Source organism: Thermococcus sp. P6 (genome assembly GCF_002214525.1).
In the GTDB taxonomy this organism is placed as follows: Archaea; Methanobacteriota_B; Thermococci; order Thermococcales; family Thermococcaceae; genus Thermococcus.
The window spans coordinates 1,027,191-1,042,905 of record NZ_CP015104.1; the positions used below are offsets into that span (position 1 = coordinate 1,027,191).

Sequence of the window (15,715 nt, forward strand, 5' to 3'; positions counted from 1 at the left end):
GGAGGAACATGGAAAGGGTCAGGATCAGGCGGGAGCTCATGGATTACCTGCTGGAGCTCGCCCGCGACTTCTATCCCAACGAATTCGCAGGTTTCCTGAGGGAACGGGACGGGGTATTCGAGGAGGTCCTCATAGCTCCGGATCCCCACTTCGGCAGGGGGTCCGCCTTCTTCAACCCGTGGATGTTGCCCCACGACGAGAGCGTGAAGGGAACGGTCCATTCCCATCCCGGACCGAATCCCCGTCCGTCGGGAGCGGATCTGAGCTTCTTTTCGAAGTTCGGAGGGGTTCACCTGATAATCGCCTACCCCTTCGTGGAGGAGAGCGTTAGGGCGTACGGAAGCGATGGGAGGGAGCTTCCCATAGAAATCGTGGACTGAGACGGAAAAGTGTTAAAAGCGTTCATATGAATTTAAAGGTAGTTGTTACTCCCGGACGGTGGTTGAGGATGAAGGTTAAGGACTTCCTTGACGGGCTGGATCCGAAGCAGAGGGAGAGGTTAAGCCACCTCGCGGAAACCGGAGCCCTCATCGATCTCGAGGGGGAGGTCGATGTCTCAATAGATGGGGACGTCATGGAGTTTCTGAAGGCCCTCTCGAACCCCCTGAGGCTGAGGATACTCAAGCTCCTTAAGGAGGGATGGCTCTGCGTGTGCCTCATAGCCACGATACTGAAGCGGGATCAGACCCTGATAAGCCACCACTTGCGTATCCTTAAGTCCCTTGGACTGTTGAAGGAGCGCAGGGAAGGTAAGATGCGCTTCTACAGGACCGACACCGAAATCCTGAGGGAGTACCTCTCCAGAGTGAGCTCGGAGCTGGTGTAACATGAACGAACTCCAGAGGCAGGTTGATGAACTTATAGAAGAATTTGGGGGCTACTGGGAGCCTTTTGAGATGCTCGCCGCCCTCGTGGAGGAACTGGGGGAGCTATCTGAAGAGATCCTGAAGGTTGAGGGGGTCAAGGGGACCGGTAACAGGAAGAGGCTCGAGGAGGAATTCGGCGACGTTATGTTCGCCCTCGCCTGCATGGCCAACCACTACGGAATAGACCTCGTCGGGGCACTTAAGGGAAGCATCGAAAAGTACCGGAAGAGGGACATGGCCCGGTGGGCCCGGAATAAGCGGGGGGAATAACCAGGTAATTGGAAATCCTGCAAATTATCGAAACATTTTTATAATCGGTCTCCCAACTTTTACCACACTTTCGGGGGAGTGGGAGCATGGCGGATAAAATAAAGGAGATTGACGTGAAGATTTTGAAGCTTCTCTCTGGAAACGCCCGCCTTACCTACAAGGAGCTCGCAGAGCTTCTCGACACCACGAGGCAGAGGATATCGCGGAGGATGGAACGTCTGGAGAAGAGCGGTATAATCAGGAAGTACACCATGATACCCGATTACGATGCCCTCGGCTACGTTCACGTTATCCTCGGGGTGACCCTCAAACCGTCCGTTGGCGTGGATGAGGTTATTCCAGTTCTCGTCGAGGACGAAAACGTTAAGATCGTTGAACGGGCCATCGGCTCGCACAACCTCGTCGTCCACATCATCGGACCCAAGGATATGAAGAAGCTCGAGAAGATTATAGAAGCGGTTTCCCGGAAGATACCGGGTGTGGACAGGCTCGACGTGACCTTCGTGACCGATATCGTCAAGTTTGAGACCCTCTGATTCTTTACTTCTTAGCCGGACGACGAAAGGCTAATAAATGCTATACCCATGGGTTTTCAGGTGGCAGGAATGTTCGAGAGACTGGCGATGGAAGCAGCGACCGTCACGGTGCTCGGCCTCTTTGCCCACAGGCTGGGGGCCCTCGATGCCCGGGGTACGATTGGGGCGGCGCTTCTCGGGTTCGCGGTTATGGAACTGGGTGGAGTTTATCCCTTTGTGGCCCTGCTGACGTTCATGGTTCTGGGCGTTCTCGCCACGAGGTACAGGTTCGGAGAGAAGGCCCGGCTGGGCGTTGCTCAAAGCAAGGGGGGAGTGCGTGGCTGGGAAAACGTTATCGGCAACGGCCTCGCGGCGGTGATCTTCCTCGTCTTCGAGTACTTCTCCAGAATGGACGTCTTCTGGGCGGCGAGTTTTGCGGCCATAGCCACGGTTAACGGGGATACGCTTGCGAGCGAGCTTGGCAAGGTCTTTGGAAAGAACCCCAGACTCATAACAACCCTCAAACCCGTAAAACCGGGAACCAACGGGGCGGTTTCATGGGCCGGGGAGCTCTTCGCCCTCGCCGGTTCGCTCGTGATAGCCTTCCTGGCCCTTCCCCTCACCTCTGAAAAGATCGCAATGCTGCTGTCGGTAACCCTCGGGGGGTTCATAGGCGTGAATCTGGACAGCCTTATAGGTGCCACCCTTGAGAACGAGGGAATAACCAACAACGCCTCTACGAACTTCCTCGCGAGCCTCTTCGGCGGTTTCCTCGGTGGGGGCCTTTTCTACCTGATGGCTTTGATCCGATGACGGGGTTCAGGGCTTCTTCCGGAGGTACTCTTCGTAAACCTCCCACAGGGATACGAGTGCCGCCGGAATGCCGTGTTCAGTGGCGAACGTCATGTACGGTGCCAGATCAACGACGTAATCGGCGAACCTGAAAAGGCCCCTTGGGATTCCCTCTCTGGAACCGATGAAGATGACAACCTCCTTCGAGTGGAAGAGATCCCTCGCGAGCTCATCCTTGACCCCGGCGAGCGTCGGCCCCTTGGGGTCCGTGATTATGAGCAACCTCTTCTTCCTTCTTTTATCGCGGACGACCTGATAGAGGTCCCACAGGCTGACCGGGACCTTCTCAACCTTCCACGGATAGGCCTCACTCTGTATCCTATGCCTGCTCTCCTGACCGATTTTCACGCCTTTCAGAAACTCCGCAAGCTCAAAAGCGTCCATCTTCTCCTTGGGGGCGATTATTAACTCCTTAACCTCGAAGGCCTGTGCAGCCCTTCCTATCTTCTCTCCAAAGCTCCTGCATGCCCGGTAATCGCCCCAGTAGGGCATCTGAACGAGGACGACCTTTTGAAAGAGCTTTCTGGCGTCTATTTTCCCCGGGGTAAACTTCCTGAACTCCTCTCCCGGGAGGAGGGATACGTAAGCTCTGTCGCCGATTATCTCAACCTGAACGACCCTGTCCGGCCAGCTGAGGTTCACGTCGGAATTCGTCAGCTCCCTTATCCTCGCACCGAGCTCCCTGTTAACGTCCACGCTGCTGAAGTCGTGCTTTCCCCTGCGCTTGGTCCTGACTGCGAAGGTCTCTTCCTCCTTTATGAGGGGGGCTATCTTCCCGGCGGTGTCAACTATGGCCTCAAGTTCCGCGGGGACCTCGACCAGAACCGGTATGGCCCTCTCCACCTCGGGGATCTCGAGTATCCTTTCAGCGGCGTTTCCGTCTTCACTCTCCACTATAACGAGCCCGGAGTAGCCCATCGGCGACGCCCAGACTTCGGCGTCGGGCAGGGTCTCCCGGATGTACCCGGCCGCTACTCCCTCCAGTCCACGCTGGGTTTTGACTATGAACTTCATGTAAGTCCCCGTAAGAATGTTGAAGGGAAGGAGCCCTCACATCTCGGGCTCGGCGAGAACCTTTATCTTCCTGATCTCAGCCCTCTTGATCGGGTATATCTTTCTGGCCTCCTTGGCTATCTCCGCGGCCATCTTCCCGCTCACGGCCTCGAGGACGAAGTCCCTGTAGTTCAGCTCCTCCGCCTTCCTGTAGATGATGTCCTGGATGATCTTCCTTATCGCCTTCTCCTGACTGGTCTGTATCCTCCTGTAGGCAATGACCATGCCCATGACGCGGAGCCTGTAGCCGTCCTTGGTGGTGACGTTGAAGATCCCGTCGATCCTCGTGGTTCTCCTCCTCACGAGCGAGCGGATGTAGCTCCTTGCAAGGGTGTGCCCCTTAAACTTCGTGTAGGCGTTTCCTCCCTTAACGTCGTGTACCTGGAAGTAGAGCTTGACCTGGCCCTTCGTGAAATCGCCCGTGAGATCCCTAAGGGTGGTCTCTATAACGCGACCGATGACCTTTTCGGGCTCGTCTGCCGGGGTGAGGCCTATCTCCTTGCTCCCGAAGAAGTCAGGAGCGTAAACAACGTACCACTCCTTCATCTTCCACTTATCCTTGGTGACAGCCCTTTTCCTTGGGTTACCCTTTGCCATCTTCACACCTCCAGTTCATACCTTTTCGGTAACATCTTCGGCGATTTTGATTGAAAACACCAAATCATCGAGCGCTTTGACGAGTGTCTCAATCTCACCCGAGTATTTAACCTTTGTTATAACCCTTCCATCTTCCCATCGGGTTGAGACATTTAAACTTTTCTTAAGCCCCTCCGGAAGGTTTTCGTTGTCAACTTCCAGCGCCCCCGCTATGGATTTTGCCCTCGCCTCATCGCCGTAGTTCCAGACTATCTCGGCGGTTGCCTCAACCTTCATCCCTTCCCCCCCTCCTGTTCCCCAAGGATCTCGTTGAACAGCCTTATGAACTCGTCGATCTTTCCTCTGGGGAAGCGGATCCCCGCGGCTATGGCGTGCCCGCCACCTTCTCCTCCCAGCTTTTCGGCGACTTTTCTGAGGGCCTCTCCGAGGTGGTACCCCTTTTTCAGGGCCTTTTCGGTGGTTCTGGCTGATCCCTTCACGAGTCCCGGATCCTCCTCGCTGTCGGCAATCACGACAACCGGCTTCCCGGGATCGGCGAGGCCGGAGTTTATGGCCATGTTTGCGGCGATCCCGACGAGGGTGTCCTTTATGTTTTTGCCGGCGTAGAAAACGTAGGCGTGCTCCCCTTCGCTCGCCATGTTCCAGTTGCGGATGATGAATTTTCTGGCCTCCATCTGCTCCCGCCTGTAGTCTTCCAGCATCTCCCGGGCCCGTTTGTAAGCGTTTTCATCGCCCATGCAGACCGCAACTCCCAGCGTTCCGGCGTTGAGCCTCCCGGTGGCGTTTAAAAGGGTTGCGAACTCTCTCGCCTCGTGCCTCGGATCCCCCTCGGGGTAGAGGGGGCTCACCACGACGTCTCCAATGAGCCTGTCTATGGCTTCCTTGGGAGCGCCGTGTTTTATGAGGTGTATCACGAGGGCATCGTGGAGTTTCCTCTTCTTCTCCTCGCGGAGCTGCCAGTACTTCACGTCAGGATCGAAGCCCTTGGACCTTAGAAACTCGATGGCATTCCTCTCGTCGCCCGTTATCCCCGGGAGTTCGGGGTTGGTGGCGTAGGCCAGCATCTGGAAAAGCGGCCTGCTCTCCCTTCCGAAGAGGCGGAGCTCCTTTCTGACCTCGAGGACTCCGGCTTTTTTTCCGTCTTCGATGATGTCCACGTTGAGTCCGTGGAATGTCCCGTCTATCTCCTGCATGTCCCCGACGGCACCTACGATAGCGGTGTAGGCCAGATCCCTGTTCCTCCCGTCGATCTCCTTGGCAACGAAGTAGGCAACGCCCGACCCGCTGAGGTCCCTGACGCTGTTGGCCCCGAAGGGAACGGGGTTCACGAGCACGTGGGAATCTCCGGATAGATCCTCCTTCTCCGGGGGGTGGTGGTCGGCAACCACGACGGTGGCGAAGTCAAGGTACTCATCTATGAGCTCCATGGAACCGCTTCCGAGGTCGGTAAAGACGTATATCTCCCGCTTCTCGGATGCGAGGCCCTTCAGGATGTCCTCGCTGAGCTGTTTGACTATGCTGAGCTGAAAGCTACCGCCCTCCCGGGCGATCGCTCTGGCGAGAATCGCACCGGCGGTTATGCCGTCCGCGTCCCGGTGGGAGACCATCCTTATAGTGTGGCCTAACTCAACGTGCATCCTTATTAGCTCTGCTCCATCTCGAACCCTTTCCAAGAAGGCGCCCCGGTCCATTTTATCACCTTATAAGAAAGAAAGGAATCAGCGGACCAGGAGTTTGGCCTTCTCCGGATCGTAGCGCCACTTGGCCGGCAGTTTTCCGGTTCTGCGGTAGTACTTAACCAGACGCCGGATCTTGCTCTCGGTGAGCTGCAGACCCCTCCTCGAGTGCGTGTCCTTCGGGTGCATCTCGAGGTGCTTCCTCAGGTTGACGGCCTTCCTGATCAGGGCCATGAGGTCCTCGGGTATCTGGGGCGCGAGGCCGTTCTCCTCAAGGATCTTGGTTATCTTCTTGCCTGTGATGAGCCTGACGCTCGGGATTCCGTACTGGTCCCTGAGGATGGTCCCTATCATGGCGGCGCTGTAACCTTCCTTCCTGAGCTTTACAACGAGCCCCTCGACCTCCTCCGCCGTGTACTCAACCCAAGTCGGCGGAGCGGTCCTCGGTGGCTTCTTAGAACCTGATTTACCCCTCTTTCTCGCGTGTATCCTTGCCATACCATCACCTCCGGGTGACGGCCAGCTCCCGCCGGCCGCCCCTCGCATCAGCCTGAAGGGAGGAGTTTAAAAAGTTTGCCGTCAGTGGCAGCTAACGGCACCGCCTTCCTTTCCGGTCCAGCTGCATTTGTCAACGAGTTTCCCGCCGGCATCGTAGAGGTAGGCCGTGTCCCCGTCGTTGTTCCAGACCGCCTGGTTCCATCCCCAGTAGAGGTCCGTGGAGTTGTCCCCCCCGGAACCCGTGTGCACCCTAACGCTCGCACCGGCCTTCAGGACAAAGCCCGGGGGAAAGGTGTAGGCATGGTTCTTCTCGTCCTTCAGCTGCCACCCGCTCATGTCAACTTCCACGATGCCCCTGTTGGTTATAAGGACGTATTCTCCCTCTACATCGCTACCGGGTGGATTGTACATCACGTAGGATATGATCACTCCCTGAGTTTCAGGAACCGTAAGGAGGATCTCCCTTATGGTGTATATCGTGGAGAGGACCATCACGATCAATACCACGATCATGAACAGGTAGTCTATGGACGATTGGGCCCGAACGGGGGACATACTTATCCCCGTTTACGTATCAACAGCATCCTAAAAAAACGTTTCCCATTAACGACCGGGAGAATGCTGGTAGCGGGGGGAGGATTTGAACCTCCGACCTCCGGGTTATGAGCCCGGCGGGCACTCCTAGCTGCCCCACCCCGCTGCTTCCATCGATTGGTTAAGGGGAGGGTTTATAAATTTTGTGCTACCGAGCTTCTGGCCGGAAGGATTAGGCAATCCGCCTTCGAATCCAGCGGGATGGCGATAACTTATAAGGGATTCCTTCCCTATGTTATCGGGTGAGGATATGCATCTGACGAGAGAGGAGGAACTCATCCTGGCCGGTGAGTACGGCTACGCCCTTCAGAAGGCGATGGAGATTCTCGTCGCTCTCGGTGACATTTACGGTGCCGATAGGTTGATTCCCATAAAGAGCGCCCAGATAGCCGGGGTTTCCTACAAGAACATCGGAGATGCGGGTGTAGAGTTCTTGCGGGATTTTGCCGAAGCGGGGGCCAGGGTGAGCGTTTACACCACCTTAAATCCGGCTGGCGTGGGTGATGACGCCTTTATGGAGAAGCAGAGGGAGGTGCTCGAGCTCTACAGAAGGATGGGCGTGGAGGTTACCTCGACCTGCACCCCCTACTACGGGGCCAACCTTCCAAAGTTCGGCGATCACATCGCGTGGAGCGAGAGTTCGGCTGTGATATTCGCCAACTCGATTCTCGGGGCCAGAACAAACCGGGAGGGCGGTCCCTCGAGTCTTGCCTCTGCCATAGTCGGCAAAACCCCGAACTACGGCCTCCACCTCGATGAGAACAGGAAGGCGACCGTTGTTGTCGAGGTTGATGCCCCTCTCAGGGGCTTCGTGGATTACGCCGCTCTGGGCTACCACCTCGGCAGAACCCTCGGCAACGACGTTCCCTACATCAGGGGCCTGAAGCCGGAGCTTACGGAGTACCTCAAGGAGATGGGCGCTTCCATGGCCGCCAGCGGCTCCATAGCCCTCTACCACGTGGAGGGCGAAACCCCCGAGTACGGGAGCGCCATAACGGATAAACTCGAGAGGGTAACCGTTGAGGAGTCAGACATCAGGGCCGTCAGGGAGGCTTTCAGTGATGACTGGAGCGGGATAGATGTGATCCTCGTCGGCTGCCCCCACGCTTCCCTTCTCGAGATAAAAGAGGTGGCCGAACTCCTCAGGATGCGCGGAAGGCCTCTCAGGATACCCCTTTTCATCACCGCAAGCAGGGCCGTGAAGGCGCTCGCCGATGCCCTCGGGTACAGCGAGGTCATAGAACGCTACAACGGGAGGATACTTCCCGATTCCTGCCTCGTGGTTTCCCCCGTGAAGGAGTGGTACAGCGGAGTGGCCACCAACAGCGGAAAGTCGGCCTTTTACTTCCGTTCCTTCGGGTTGAACGTGAGGCTCGACGACGTGGAGAACCTGATTAAAGAGGCTCCGTGAGGTGATGTTATGCGACTCAGGGGCAGGAAGATAGTAGGCGGAAAGGCCGAGGGAGAACTTCTGGTGTCCCGTAAGCCCCTCTCCTTCCTCGGCGGTGTCGATCCGGAAACGGGGATCGTGACCGACGCGGAGAGCGACATAAAGGGTCAGAGCATAGCCGGGAAGATACTCGCCTTTCCCAGAGGTAAGGGTTCAACAGTGGGTTCTTACGTCATCTACGCCCTGAAGAAAAACGGAAAGGCGCCGGAGGCCCTCATAGTCGGGGAGGCTGAAACCATCGTGGCAACCGGGGCCATAATAGCCGGAATACCGACGATCGATGGGGTTGACGTCTCAAAGCTCAAAACCGGAAAACGCGCCCGCGTGGATGCCGACGACGGACTGGTGGATGTGGGGGAATGATTTTTAAGGTCTCTCCCCCTCTCCGGATGGGAGTGTGAAAAATGCCGAAGGGCATCTACGAGTGCGTCGACTGCGGCCACAGGGAGCTTTTCGATTCCTCAGAGCCGGTGCTCGAGAAAGCCTGCCCCCGCTGTGGGGGTGACATGGTCCTCGTGGGCCTTGCCGGGGAGTCCGGGAAAGGGCAGAGCGGACCCTCAACTCCTAAGGACCTTGAGGAAAAGCTGAGGGAGTTCTACGATCTCGAGCTGAACCGGGTCGAGGGCAACCTCCTCGTCTTCGAGGTTCGCGAGATCCTCGAGCGGGACTTCGAGAGGGTTCTCGGCGAGCTTGAGAAAATCGGCTACTGGGCCGCCCTTAAAAAACGGAATGATAATGTGCTGCTCTTCGTCTTCCCCGCTCAGGAGGTGAAGGAAGAAAAAATCTGGCTCCCTCTGGTTTTTCTGATGGCCACGATCCTTACGACGTTCCTTGCAGGTTACTACCTCTCGCTGGGCTACGTCGATTTTCTGAACACCTACGGCCTTCCGGGGGTCAGGGACCCCTACCTGAACGCCGTGGCCTTCTCCGTAGCTTTACTGGCCATAATCGGGACCCACGAGCTCGGCCACAAGATAGCGGCGGCCTATCATGGCGTTAAGGCCACGATGCCCTACTTCATACCCTTCCCGAACATACTGGGGACGCTGGGGGCCGTCATAAGGGTTAAGTCTCCCCTGCCAACGAGAAACGCCGCCATAGACCTCGGGGTCAGCGGTCCGATAGCAGGTTTCCTCGTGGCGATTCCGGTTACCGTGATCGGGCTCAGGCTTTCCGTTGTGGTTCCCTCAGGTACCCTCTCTCAGGCCCCGGGTGGTTCCATCGTCTTCGGTACAAACCTGCTCTTCGTGTTCCTTGAAGAGTACGTCCTTAAGCTCCCGCAGAACGCTGACATCTTCCTCCACCCGGTCGCCATAGCCGGATGGGTTGGGATTCTGGTGACGTTCCTCAACCTGATCCCGGTGGCCCAGCTGGACGGCGGCCACATCGCCCGCTCCTTCCTCGACGAGAGAACGCACAGGTACCTCACAATGGCCGTCGGCTTCGTCCTTCTTGGAATGAGCTACCTCTGGGCCGGCTGGCTTATATGGGGCATGTTGGTCCTCCTGATGGGTTCCTTCGGCAACCCCGGGCCTCTGGACGAGGTCTCTCCCGTTTCAAAGGGGAGGCTTCTGCTCGTGATACTCTCCGTTGTGATCTTCCTTGTCTCGGCCACACCGAGGCCGCTCTGGGCTACGGGGTAGTTCTCTTCTCCTTTAGTATCTGCTCTATGTCGTAGTATATGGAGTCCCTTGAGACGCCGAACGTCCGGGCCACCTCCGAGATGTTGAGGACCCTCGGGTTGTAGTTGAACTTCCGCAGGACATCGCTCAGAAGCTTCCTGCGCTCCTTTATCGTGTAATCTTCCAGGGATTTCACCTGAGGGGGGGCGTTGTAGAGGACGATTCCAACGGCGTAAGTTCGCCTCGTCACGGGCGTTGTATAGGTTCCAACCTCGAAGTCCACGACCTTCGCTCCGGAGGGAAGCTTTAAGTTGATCTTTTCCAGCGCCTTTTGAATCGCATCCTCCCTGCTCTTTCCATGGTGGTACTCCGCGAGAAGGCCTTTCACGGCGTCGGTCGATTGGTCTATCAGGACGGTTACCGTCAGGTTCATAAAAGCCCCAAAGGTCAGGCGGATTTTTGATGATTTTATAGTCCCGTACCTCGATGACAGGAGGGTCCTTGATTTCATTGCGATATCTTTTAAACAATCCTCAATGCTGGCGGATTCGCATTGAAGGGCAAGCAATTCCACGTTACCACCTCTGAGGTTTTCACAATATTGGGATTACACCCCTCATATTTGGGTAGAAAGATATATAAGCTTTTTCAGAGTTTCATCCCATGAAGACAACCTCCTGGAGGTGATGTGAATGAAGAGGAAAGCACAGGGTGCCATCGAGTACCTGTTCATGATCGCTGCAGCGCTGGTGATAGTTTTGATCGTGGTCAGGCAGCTCCAGGGCAGGGGCAAAAGCGCAAGTGAACTGGCCGGTCAAGCCGAGAACAAGATCTCCGGCGAGCTTCAGGAACAGATAACCAGCACCAACGGTTAACTCCGAGGCCAAGAATCAGATATCCAGGGGGTTTGGGAGCTCAATAGGGATTGACTCCCAATTCTCTGTTTTTTCTTAATCTATGGTGGGATTTCCATGGGACGGAACGCTCAGGCATCGCTTGAATACCTTTTTATGATAACCCTTGCGATAATTATGATTCTAATATTCGTATGGAGGTTCTTTGACCCAAGGTTCGGGACCATCAGGAAGGGAGGGGAACTTCAGGGTTCTCTGGAGAAGAACGTTTCGAAAGGGATAGAGAGCATTGGGGACCGGTAGGCTTCACCTCCCCGGCCTCAGTTTCAACCTCTCTCCCCCGATCTCAAGCCGTTTTCTGGAAGTTTTTTTAGCGAGGAATCTTTCTCCCAGAATTTCCAGCTCGCAGGTATCCGTGAAAATCCTCAGCCGGTTCACGGTTTCCTCTTCATTCCCTACGGGATTAAAACTCCCGCTGGCATCATAGAATGCCACGAAACTTCCTTTGAATTCGATTTCCAGACTGTTTCCATCGGGTATGTCCAACAAAAGGCCATCGTTCGAGGTGTCCACGAGGAATTCAACGCTACCCTCGTTTGAGTACTGGATCACCCTGTAGGTCCCGTTTTTCACGCGCATTATCCTCGTTCTGTGGCTGAATTCCTCTCCTTCCTTTTTGAGGTTGATGTAAGCGGCTATGCTCCCGTTTGTCCATATCGCAATTTTTCCATTGTATGCAGAGAAAGAAAGCCCCCCCTGTGCGTTTCTTTTTAGGTCGTAAACCTCTATAACGTCGCCGGAATCGTAGGAATCCGCGTACTCCAGAGTAGTGTTGGCATGCAAAAAGGAAAAGATATACCTCAAATTCCCCCGGAGCAAAGATGAAGTCCACGCTTCATAAACCCACGTGCTCAGGATTGCGTAATCACCGGATCCCCTGACATTTTCAATCATATCCCTTCCATCGGTGCCCTTCAAAAGTATCAGACCGAAGGTGTCAACATGCCACGGGTCCACGGTCAGATTCAGGTAGTAAGCGTTCATGGGATTAACGGAATAATATACGGCCTCACCCGTTCCTTTCGTTTCGATGTAATCGCCCAGATCGTCCCTGAGGGTCTTTGTCTTTGTGGCCCAGCCAAGTTTAAGGGTTCCCGAAGGGAACCTGTAGATCATTCCAAAATCCGCCACTGAAAGAAAGACCAGCGATATGAGAACCGCCACGGCAGCTTCCCTTCTCGATACCCTTAAACTAAGGAGGAAGTCCAGCAGGAGGAGGTATAAAACGAGGGTCATCGGGTACAGAAACCTTGGAGTGGGTATTATTGGAGAGACGAAAAAGTAAACGAAAAAGTTCATCATGAAGAGAATTTTGAGGGCATCTCCGGCGCCATGGTCCCTCCTGGGGGAGTTCTTCATCACCGCCAAAACCACGAGAGCAAGCAGAACCATCAGGGGAACATCGTACACGAGGAATTCGGGTCTGGAAGCACGAATATCCCCGAATTTTTTCCCCATATAGTAAAACAGATTTAAGAACGGCAGGAACCTTCCTCCCTGCGAAACGTAGGTCTGGGATAGGTAATCCCTGCTAACCGCCACCCCAAGGAACCCCTCCACGGTTGCCTTGGGGATAAGGGCAAAGAGGGCGAGCTTGAGTTCTGTTTTTAGATTTTTAAAGAGAACTCTCAGCGTTTCAAGGAACTTTCCAAAATAGCTGAGCCTGAATATGCAGATGGTCAGGAGGGCCCAGAAGGTTAAAAGGATCATCACTGGAATTATGTGTCCCTTAAGAGTTGTGGCGTGGATTCCCGGCACTACCATTATCTCCCGGAGGAGTTTTGCCGGATGGAGCATAACGGCAGCTATGCACAGGAGCGTCATAAAAAGGTAGGTGACGATCGCTATGAACACCTGAGTTCTGTTTAACAGCACATCCACCGTTCCCTTCAGGTATCCCCACGTTTTTTCATCCAGCGACAGGACAACCACCAGATAGAGAGCCAGGAGGTAGGGGATTATCGTGAACTTCGACGTGCTTCCCAGCCCTGCCCAGAAAAGGGAGACGTAGGCATGTTTGAGGTTCCGCCCTTTGGCGTATCTAACGAAATGATAGAGGGAGAGCAGTGTAAACAGCTCAATTGAAGTTTCGTGAAAAACCAGAGGGTTCACATGGATCAAAAGGGGATCCATTGCGAGCAGTCCAGAAAACGCAATCCCCAGCTTCCAGTCTCTGACTTCCTTACCCACATAATAGGCGACTATCAAAGACAGAAAACCCAGAAAAACGGAGAACAATCTGCCCACGATATAGCTATCCCCGAAGATTCTAAGCCACAGGGCGAGCAGGTAGTAAAAGAGGGGAGGATGAACAGCGAATATGTCCCTGTAGGGCAGGTATCCGTGGTTTATAAGGCGGGCGATCAGGAGATACGTCCCCTCATCGTAATCGAAGTACTCGTTCATATGTCCGGCAATTCCGTGGAGTCGGGTGAATAGGTAATAGGCGGATATCAGGATCATGAACGTCAGGGCTTTTCGATTGAATTTAAGTTCCCCGGCTTTCAAATGCCCTTCCCCCTATCGGTTCGGGGAATCTTTTTAAGTTTTTGTCGTAAACCAGCGGAAAAGCTTTAACCTCTAAGACATATGGGGATACCATAGGAAATGCCGGTGGTGGAAATGGCTTTCTTACCCTTCGGCTCGAAGAAGAGCAGGATCAAAAAACTTATCGAAGATGACCGCTTCGACGAGGTCGTATCGATGGCCCTAAAGGACGGGAAAACCATAAAAGCCCTGATAGAACTCCTCGACGACCCGGTTCCGGGCGTTCGGGGAGATGCCCTGGTCCTCATCGCAACGGTGCTCAAGCAGGAGGAAGGGGCCATCAAACCCTATCTGGGGGAGATCTTTGCCAGAGCTTTCGAACTGACGGAGAGCAGAAACCCATACGTAAGGGAAAATGCCATGATGCTCTCCTACGAACTCACCCGGAGGTTCCCGGAGGAGCTGGTAAGACTGAAGGATTCCGCCCTAAAGACGCTGATGGAGGACCTCATGGAGGGAGATAAGCACACGAAGGGCTTTGTACTGGTGCTCATCGGAAGGCTGGGCAAAGAGGCTAAAGCGTTCCTCAACGATGAGGAAATCAAAGAGTTGAGAAGCCACGTTGAGGAGTTCGTTAACGTGGAGGACAGGGTCATACTGCCCCTCGAGGGTTACAAGTGGGTCCCCCTTGGGGACATAGCCAGAGAGACCTTAGAAAAGCTTTCCTGAGGGATTTCAATGATTGGCGAGCTTTTGTTCCTGTTCCTTTTTATCCTTGTGGCCCTCTACATCGTCATCAAACTGACGCTGGCCGTCCTGAAGTACCTAATAACCAACGCCATCGTGGGTCTCCTGCTCCTGTGGGCTATCAACACCGTTGGAATAGCGCACGTTGAGTACACCCCTCTGAACATCCTCATAGTGGCCGTGGGTGGAGTTGCTGGAGTTGTTCTTCTGCTACTGCTCTCGTGGCTTTAGCTTCTCCCGGCTAAATCTTTATAAGCTTCCCCCCGAGCCCCTTCTGGAGCGAGGAATTTTGGATGGTGATGATCATGTCCCACAGATCCGCTGAGATGTATGAACTTAAGAAGAAGGTTGAGGAGCTGAAGGGTTATCGAGGTCGTGCGACCGAACTGGTGAGCCTTTACATTCCCGATGGCTACGACATAAACAAGGTTATGCAGCAGCTCAGGGAGGAGTACGGAACGGCCCAGAACATAAAGTCCAAGTCCACCCGAAAGAACGTCCTTGGAGCTCTGGAGAGGGCGATGCAGCATCTGAAGCTCTACAAACAAACGCCTCCAAACGGTCTCGCACTCTTCGTTGGAAACGTCAGCGAGCAGGAGGGTGTGAGCGATATAAGGCTCTGGGCGGTAGTTCCGCCCGAACCCCTCAGGGTTCGACTCTATCGATGTGACCAGACTTTTGTAACCGAGCCCCTTGAGGAGATGCTTCGCGTCAAAGAAGCCTACGGCCTGATAACCGTCGAGAAGAACGAGGCCACGATAGGCCTCCTGAGGGGCAAGAGGATAGAGGTCGTGGAGGATCTGACCTCCAACGTTCCCGGAAAGACCCGCGCCGGAGGTCAGTCCGCGAGGCGTTACGAGAGGATTCGAGAGCAGGAGACCCACGAGTTCATGAAGCGCATAGGCGAGCACGCCAACGAGGTTTTTCTCCCCCTCCTTGAGAAGGGCGAGCTGAAGGGTATAATCATCGGTGGCCCCGGACCGACCAAGGAGGAGTTCGTTGAGGGGGACTACCTCCACCACGAGCTGAGGAAGAGGATCATAGGCGTGGTGGACATAAGCTACCACGGTGAGTACGGTCTCAAAGAGCTCGTCGAGAAGGCCAGCGACATACTCAGGGATCACGAGGCCATCAGGGAGAGGCACCTCATACAGAACTTCTTCAAACACCTCGTGAAGGACACGGGCATGATAACCTACGGTGAGAAGGAGGTAAGGAAGGCCCTCGAACTGGGTGCCGTCGAAACCCTGCTGATAAGCGAGGGCTACGAGAGGGTTAGGGTTAAGGCGGTGTGCAAGAACTGTGGCTGGACGGAGGAGAAGACCATGAGCGAGGCGGAGTTCCACGTTTACAGGAAAAAGCTCACTCACTGCCCCAAATGCGGGAGCCAGAACATCAGCTTTGAGAAATGGGACGTTGCAGAGGAGCTCATAAAGATGGCGGAGGAGAGCGGTGCCGAGGTGGAGGTAATATCCCTCGACACCGACGAGGGCCAGCAGTTCTACAGGGCCTTCGGAGGTCTGGGTGCGTTCCTGAGGTACAGGATTCAGTGATTTTCCCCGTTTTTCAAAGGA

Annotated in this window: 21 protein-coding genes and 1 tRNA gene; 13 read left to right on the forward strand and 9 right to left on the reverse strand. The window is 55.0% G+C overall.

The window, feature by feature from the left end; translation table 11 throughout:
* Positions 1-8: 8 nt before the first annotated feature.
* The 5 genes from A3L12_RS05530 (at position 9) to A3L12_RS05550 (ending at position 2,464) form a co-directional block, all read left to right on the forward strand.
* Entirely contained in the window at positions 9-380 is a 372-nt protein-coding gene (locus A3L12_RS05530; protein WP_088882691.1) for a Mov34/MPN/PAD-1 family protein, read from the forward strand.
* A 68-nt stretch (positions 381-448) separates the two neighbouring features.
* Positions 449-826: a metalloregulator ArsR/SmtB family transcription factor gene (locus A3L12_RS05535; protein WP_088882692.1), complete on the forward strand. Its 378-nt coding sequence runs from the start codon at positions 449-451 to the stop codon at positions 824-826.
* Between the two features lies 1 nt (position 827).
* The gene (locus A3L12_RS05540) at positions 828-1,136 is read left to right on the forward strand and encodes a MazG nucleotide pyrophosphohydrolase domain-containing protein (protein WP_088882693.1); all 309 of its coding nucleotides are present in this window, start codon (positions 828-830) and stop codon (positions 1,134-1,136) included.
* Positions 1,137-1,222: 86 nt separating this feature from the next.
* On the forward strand, positions 1,223-1,672 hold the full coding sequence (locus A3L12_RS05545) for an Lrp/AsnC family transcriptional regulator (protein ID WP_088882694.1): 450 nt from the start codon (positions 1,223-1,225) through the stop codon (positions 1,670-1,672).
* A 69-nt stretch (positions 1,673-1,741) separates the two neighbouring features.
* A complete protein-coding gene (locus tag A3L12_RS05550; RefSeq protein ID WP_088882695.1) occupies positions 1,742-2,464 on the forward strand; it encodes a DUF92 domain-containing protein in 723 nt (240 codons plus the stop codon).
* 6 nt (positions 2,465-2,470) lie between these two features.
* Here the strand turns inward: A3L12_RS05550 and A3L12_RS05555 are convergent, their stop codons facing one another.
* The 7 genes from A3L12_RS05555 to A3L12_RS05585 all read right to left on the reverse strand — a co-directional run bounded on the left by A3L12_RS05555 (position 2,471) and on the right by A3L12_RS05585 (position 7,027).
* Entirely contained in the window at positions 2,471-3,517 is a 1,047-nt protein-coding gene (locus A3L12_RS05555) for an SPOUT family RNA methylase (protein WP_088882696.1), read from the reverse strand.
* A 36-nt stretch (positions 3,518-3,553) separates the two neighbouring features.
* Positions 3,554-4,153 (reverse strand): 30S ribosomal protein S3ae, encoded by a 600-nt coding sequence (locus A3L12_RS05560; protein WP_088882697.1) that lies wholly within the window; start codon positions 4,151-4,153, stop codon positions 3,554-3,556.
* Between the two features lie 15 nt (positions 4,154-4,168).
* Positions 4,169-4,429 carry a KEOPS complex subunit Pcc1 gene (locus A3L12_RS05565; RefSeq protein WP_088882698.1) on the reverse strand — a complete coding sequence of 87 codons (261 nt, stop codon included), beginning with the start codon at positions 4,427-4,429 and terminating at the stop codon, positions 4,169-4,171.
* Positions 4,426-5,844, reverse strand: a complete 1,419-nt coding sequence (locus A3L12_RS05570; protein ID WP_088882699.1) for a DHHA1 domain-containing protein — start codon at positions 5,842-5,844, stop codon at positions 4,426-4,428. Before A3L12_RS05570 ends, A3L12_RS05565 begins: the two co-directional genes overlap by 4 nt.
* A 27-nt stretch (positions 5,845-5,871) precedes the next feature.
* On the reverse strand, positions 5,872-6,327 hold the full coding sequence (locus A3L12_RS05575; RefSeq protein ID WP_088882700.1) for a 30S ribosomal protein S15: 456 nt from the start codon (positions 6,325-6,327) through the stop codon (positions 5,872-5,874).
* Positions 6,328-6,408: 81 nt separating this feature from the next.
* Positions 6,409-6,882: a lamin tail domain-containing protein gene (locus A3L12_RS05580; protein ID WP_088882701.1), complete on the reverse strand. Its 474-nt coding sequence runs from the start codon at positions 6,880-6,882 to the stop codon at positions 6,409-6,411.
* A 67-nt stretch (positions 6,883-6,949) separates the two neighbouring features.
* Positions 6,950-7,027 (reverse strand) — tRNA-Met (locus tag A3L12_RS05585).
* 144 nt (positions 7,028-7,171) lie between these two features.
* Between A3L12_RS05585 and A3L12_RS05590 the strand changes: the two genes are divergently transcribed.
* From A3L12_RS05590 to A3L12_RS05600, 3 genes are read left to right on the forward strand one after another with little or no spacing between them, the layout of a single operon-like run.
* Positions 7,172-8,332 carry an aconitase X catalytic domain-containing protein gene (locus A3L12_RS05590; protein ID WP_088882702.1) on the forward strand — a complete coding sequence of 387 codons (1,161 nt, stop codon included), beginning with the start codon at positions 7,172-7,174 and terminating at the stop codon, positions 8,330-8,332.
* Positions 8,333-8,341: 9 nt separating this feature from the next.
* Positions 8,342-8,734: a DUF126 domain-containing protein gene (locus tag A3L12_RS05595; protein WP_088882703.1), complete on the forward strand. Its 393-nt coding sequence runs from the start codon at positions 8,342-8,344 to the stop codon at positions 8,732-8,734.
* A 41-nt stretch (positions 8,735-8,775) separates the two neighbouring features.
* On the forward strand, positions 8,776-10,014 hold the full coding sequence (locus tag A3L12_RS05600) for a site-2 protease family protein (RefSeq protein WP_088882704.1): 1,239 nt from the start codon (positions 8,776-8,778) through the stop codon (positions 10,012-10,014).
* On the opposite strand, the gene A3L12_RS05605 is transcribed toward A3L12_RS05600, so the two are convergent.
* Positions 10,004-10,504, reverse strand: a complete 501-nt coding sequence (locus A3L12_RS05605; protein ID WP_232462870.1) for a hypothetical protein — start codon at positions 10,502-10,504, stop codon at positions 10,004-10,006. The genes A3L12_RS05600 and A3L12_RS05605 overlap by 11 nt on opposite strands.
* A 181-nt stretch (positions 10,505-10,685) precedes the next feature.
* On the opposite strand from A3L12_RS05605, the gene A3L12_RS05610 reads away from it, so the two are divergent.
* Together A3L12_RS05610 and A3L12_RS05615 are read left to right on the forward strand one after the other, a co-directional pair.
* The gene (locus A3L12_RS05610; RefSeq protein ID WP_088882706.1) at positions 10,686-10,868 is read left to right on the forward strand and encodes a class III signal peptide-containing protein; all 183 of its coding nucleotides are present in this window, start codon (positions 10,686-10,688) and stop codon (positions 10,866-10,868) included.
* A gap of 96 nt (positions 10,869-10,964) precedes the next feature.
* Complete coding sequence (locus A3L12_RS05615) at positions 10,965-11,150, forward strand: class III signal peptide-containing protein (protein ID WP_088882707.1); 186 nt, start codon at positions 10,965-10,967, stop codon at positions 11,148-11,150.
* Positions 11,151-11,153: 3 nt separating this feature from the next.
* Here the strand turns inward: A3L12_RS05615 and A3L12_RS05620 are convergent, their stop codons facing one another.
* Positions 11,154-13,370 carry a glycosyltransferase family 39 protein gene (locus tag A3L12_RS05620; RefSeq protein WP_157726705.1) on the reverse strand — a complete coding sequence of 739 codons (2,217 nt, stop codon included), beginning with the start codon at positions 13,368-13,370 and terminating at the stop codon, positions 11,154-11,156.
* 144 nt (positions 13,371-13,514) lie between these two features.
* Here A3L12_RS05620 and A3L12_RS05625 point away from each other — a divergent pair, with 144 nt between their 5' ends.
* From A3L12_RS05625 to prf1, 3 genes are all read left to right on the forward strand, one after another.
* Positions 13,515-14,123, forward strand: coding sequence for a hypothetical protein (locus A3L12_RS05625; protein ID WP_232462871.1), 609 nt, complete (start codon positions 13,515-13,517; stop codon positions 14,121-14,123).
* Between the two features lie 9 nt (positions 14,124-14,132).
* Entirely contained in the window at positions 14,133-14,372 is a 240-nt protein-coding gene (locus A3L12_RS05630) for a pro-sigmaK processing inhibitor BofA family protein (protein WP_088882710.1), read from the forward strand.
* Between the two features lie 74 nt (positions 14,373-14,446).
* Positions 14,447-15,694 carry a peptide chain release factor aRF-1 gene (gene prf1, locus A3L12_RS05635; protein ID WP_088882711.1) on the forward strand — a complete coding sequence of 416 codons (1,248 nt, stop codon included), beginning with the start codon at positions 14,447-14,449 and terminating at the stop codon, positions 15,692-15,694.
* The last annotated feature ends 21 nt before the right edge of the window (positions 15,695-15,715 follow it).

Coding starts and splice junctions, on each gene's coding strand:
- A3L12_RS05545 (WP_088882694.1), top strand. CDS start 1,223: ATGGCGGATAAAATAAAGGAGATTGACGTGAAGATTTTGAAGCTTCTC.
- A3L12_RS05530 (WP_088882691.1), top strand. CDS start 9: ATGGAAAGGGTCAGGATCAGGCGGGAGCTCATGGATTACCTGCTGGAG.
- prf1 (WP_088882711.1), top strand. CDS start 14,447: ATGTCCCACAGATCCGCTGAGATGTATGAACTTAAGAAGAAGGTTGAG.
- A3L12_RS05620 (WP_157726705.1), bottom strand. CDS start 13,370: ATGATCCTGATATCCGCCTATTACCTATTCACCCGACTCCACGGAATT.
- A3L12_RS05580 (WP_088882701.1), bottom strand. CDS start 6,882: ATGTCCCCCGTTCGGGCCCAATCGTCCATAGACTACCTGTTCATGATC.
- A3L12_RS05625 (WP_232462871.1), top strand. CDS start 13,515: ATGCCGGTGGTGGAAATGGCTTTCTTACCCTTCGGCTCGAAGAAGAGC.
- A3L12_RS05595 (WP_088882703.1), top strand. CDS start 8,342: ATGCGACTCAGGGGCAGGAAGATAGTAGGCGGAAAGGCCGAGGGAGAA.
- A3L12_RS05630 (WP_088882710.1), top strand. CDS start 14,133: ATGATTGGCGAGCTTTTGTTCCTGTTCCTTTTTATCCTTGTGGCCCTC.
- A3L12_RS05535 (WP_088882692.1), top strand. CDS start 449: ATGAAGGTTAAGGACTTCCTTGACGGGCTGGATCCGAAGCAGAGGGAG.
- A3L12_RS05560 (WP_088882697.1), bottom strand. CDS start 4,153: ATGGCAAAGGGTAACCCAAGGAAAAGGGCTGTCACCAAGGATAAGTGG.
- A3L12_RS05590 (WP_088882702.1), top strand. CDS start 7,172: ATGCATCTGACGAGAGAGGAGGAACTCATCCTGGCCGGTGAGTACGGC.
- A3L12_RS05610 (WP_088882706.1), top strand. CDS start 10,686: ATGAAGAGGAAAGCACAGGGTGCCATCGAGTACCTGTTCATGATCGCT.
- A3L12_RS05555 (WP_088882696.1), bottom strand. CDS start 3,517: ATGAAGTTCATAGTCAAAACCCAGCGTGGACTGGAGGGAGTAGCGGCC.
- A3L12_RS05550 (WP_088882695.1), top strand. CDS start 1,742: ATGTTCGAGAGACTGGCGATGGAAGCAGCGACCGTCACGGTGCTCGGC.
- A3L12_RS05570 (WP_088882699.1), bottom strand. CDS start 5,844: ATGGACCGGGGCGCCTTCTTGGAAAGGGTTCGAGATGGAGCAGAGCTA.
- A3L12_RS05575 (WP_088882700.1), bottom strand. CDS start 6,327: ATGGCAAGGATACACGCGAGAAAGAGGGGTAAATCAGGTTCTAAGAAG.
- A3L12_RS05605 (WP_232462870.1), bottom strand. CDS start 10,504: ATGAAATCAAGGACCCTCCTGTCATCGAGGTACGGGACTATAAAATCA.
- A3L12_RS05615 (WP_088882707.1), top strand. CDS start 10,965: ATGGGACGGAACGCTCAGGCATCGCTTGAATACCTTTTTATGATAACC.
- A3L12_RS05600 (WP_088882704.1), top strand. CDS start 8,776: ATGCCGAAGGGCATCTACGAGTGCGTCGACTGCGGCCACAGGGAGCTT.
- A3L12_RS05540 (WP_088882693.1), top strand. CDS start 828: ATGAACGAACTCCAGAGGCAGGTTGATGAACTTATAGAAGAATTTGGG.
- A3L12_RS05565 (WP_088882698.1), bottom strand. CDS start 4,429: ATGAAGGTTGAGGCAACCGCCGAGATAGTCTGGAACTACGGCGATGAG.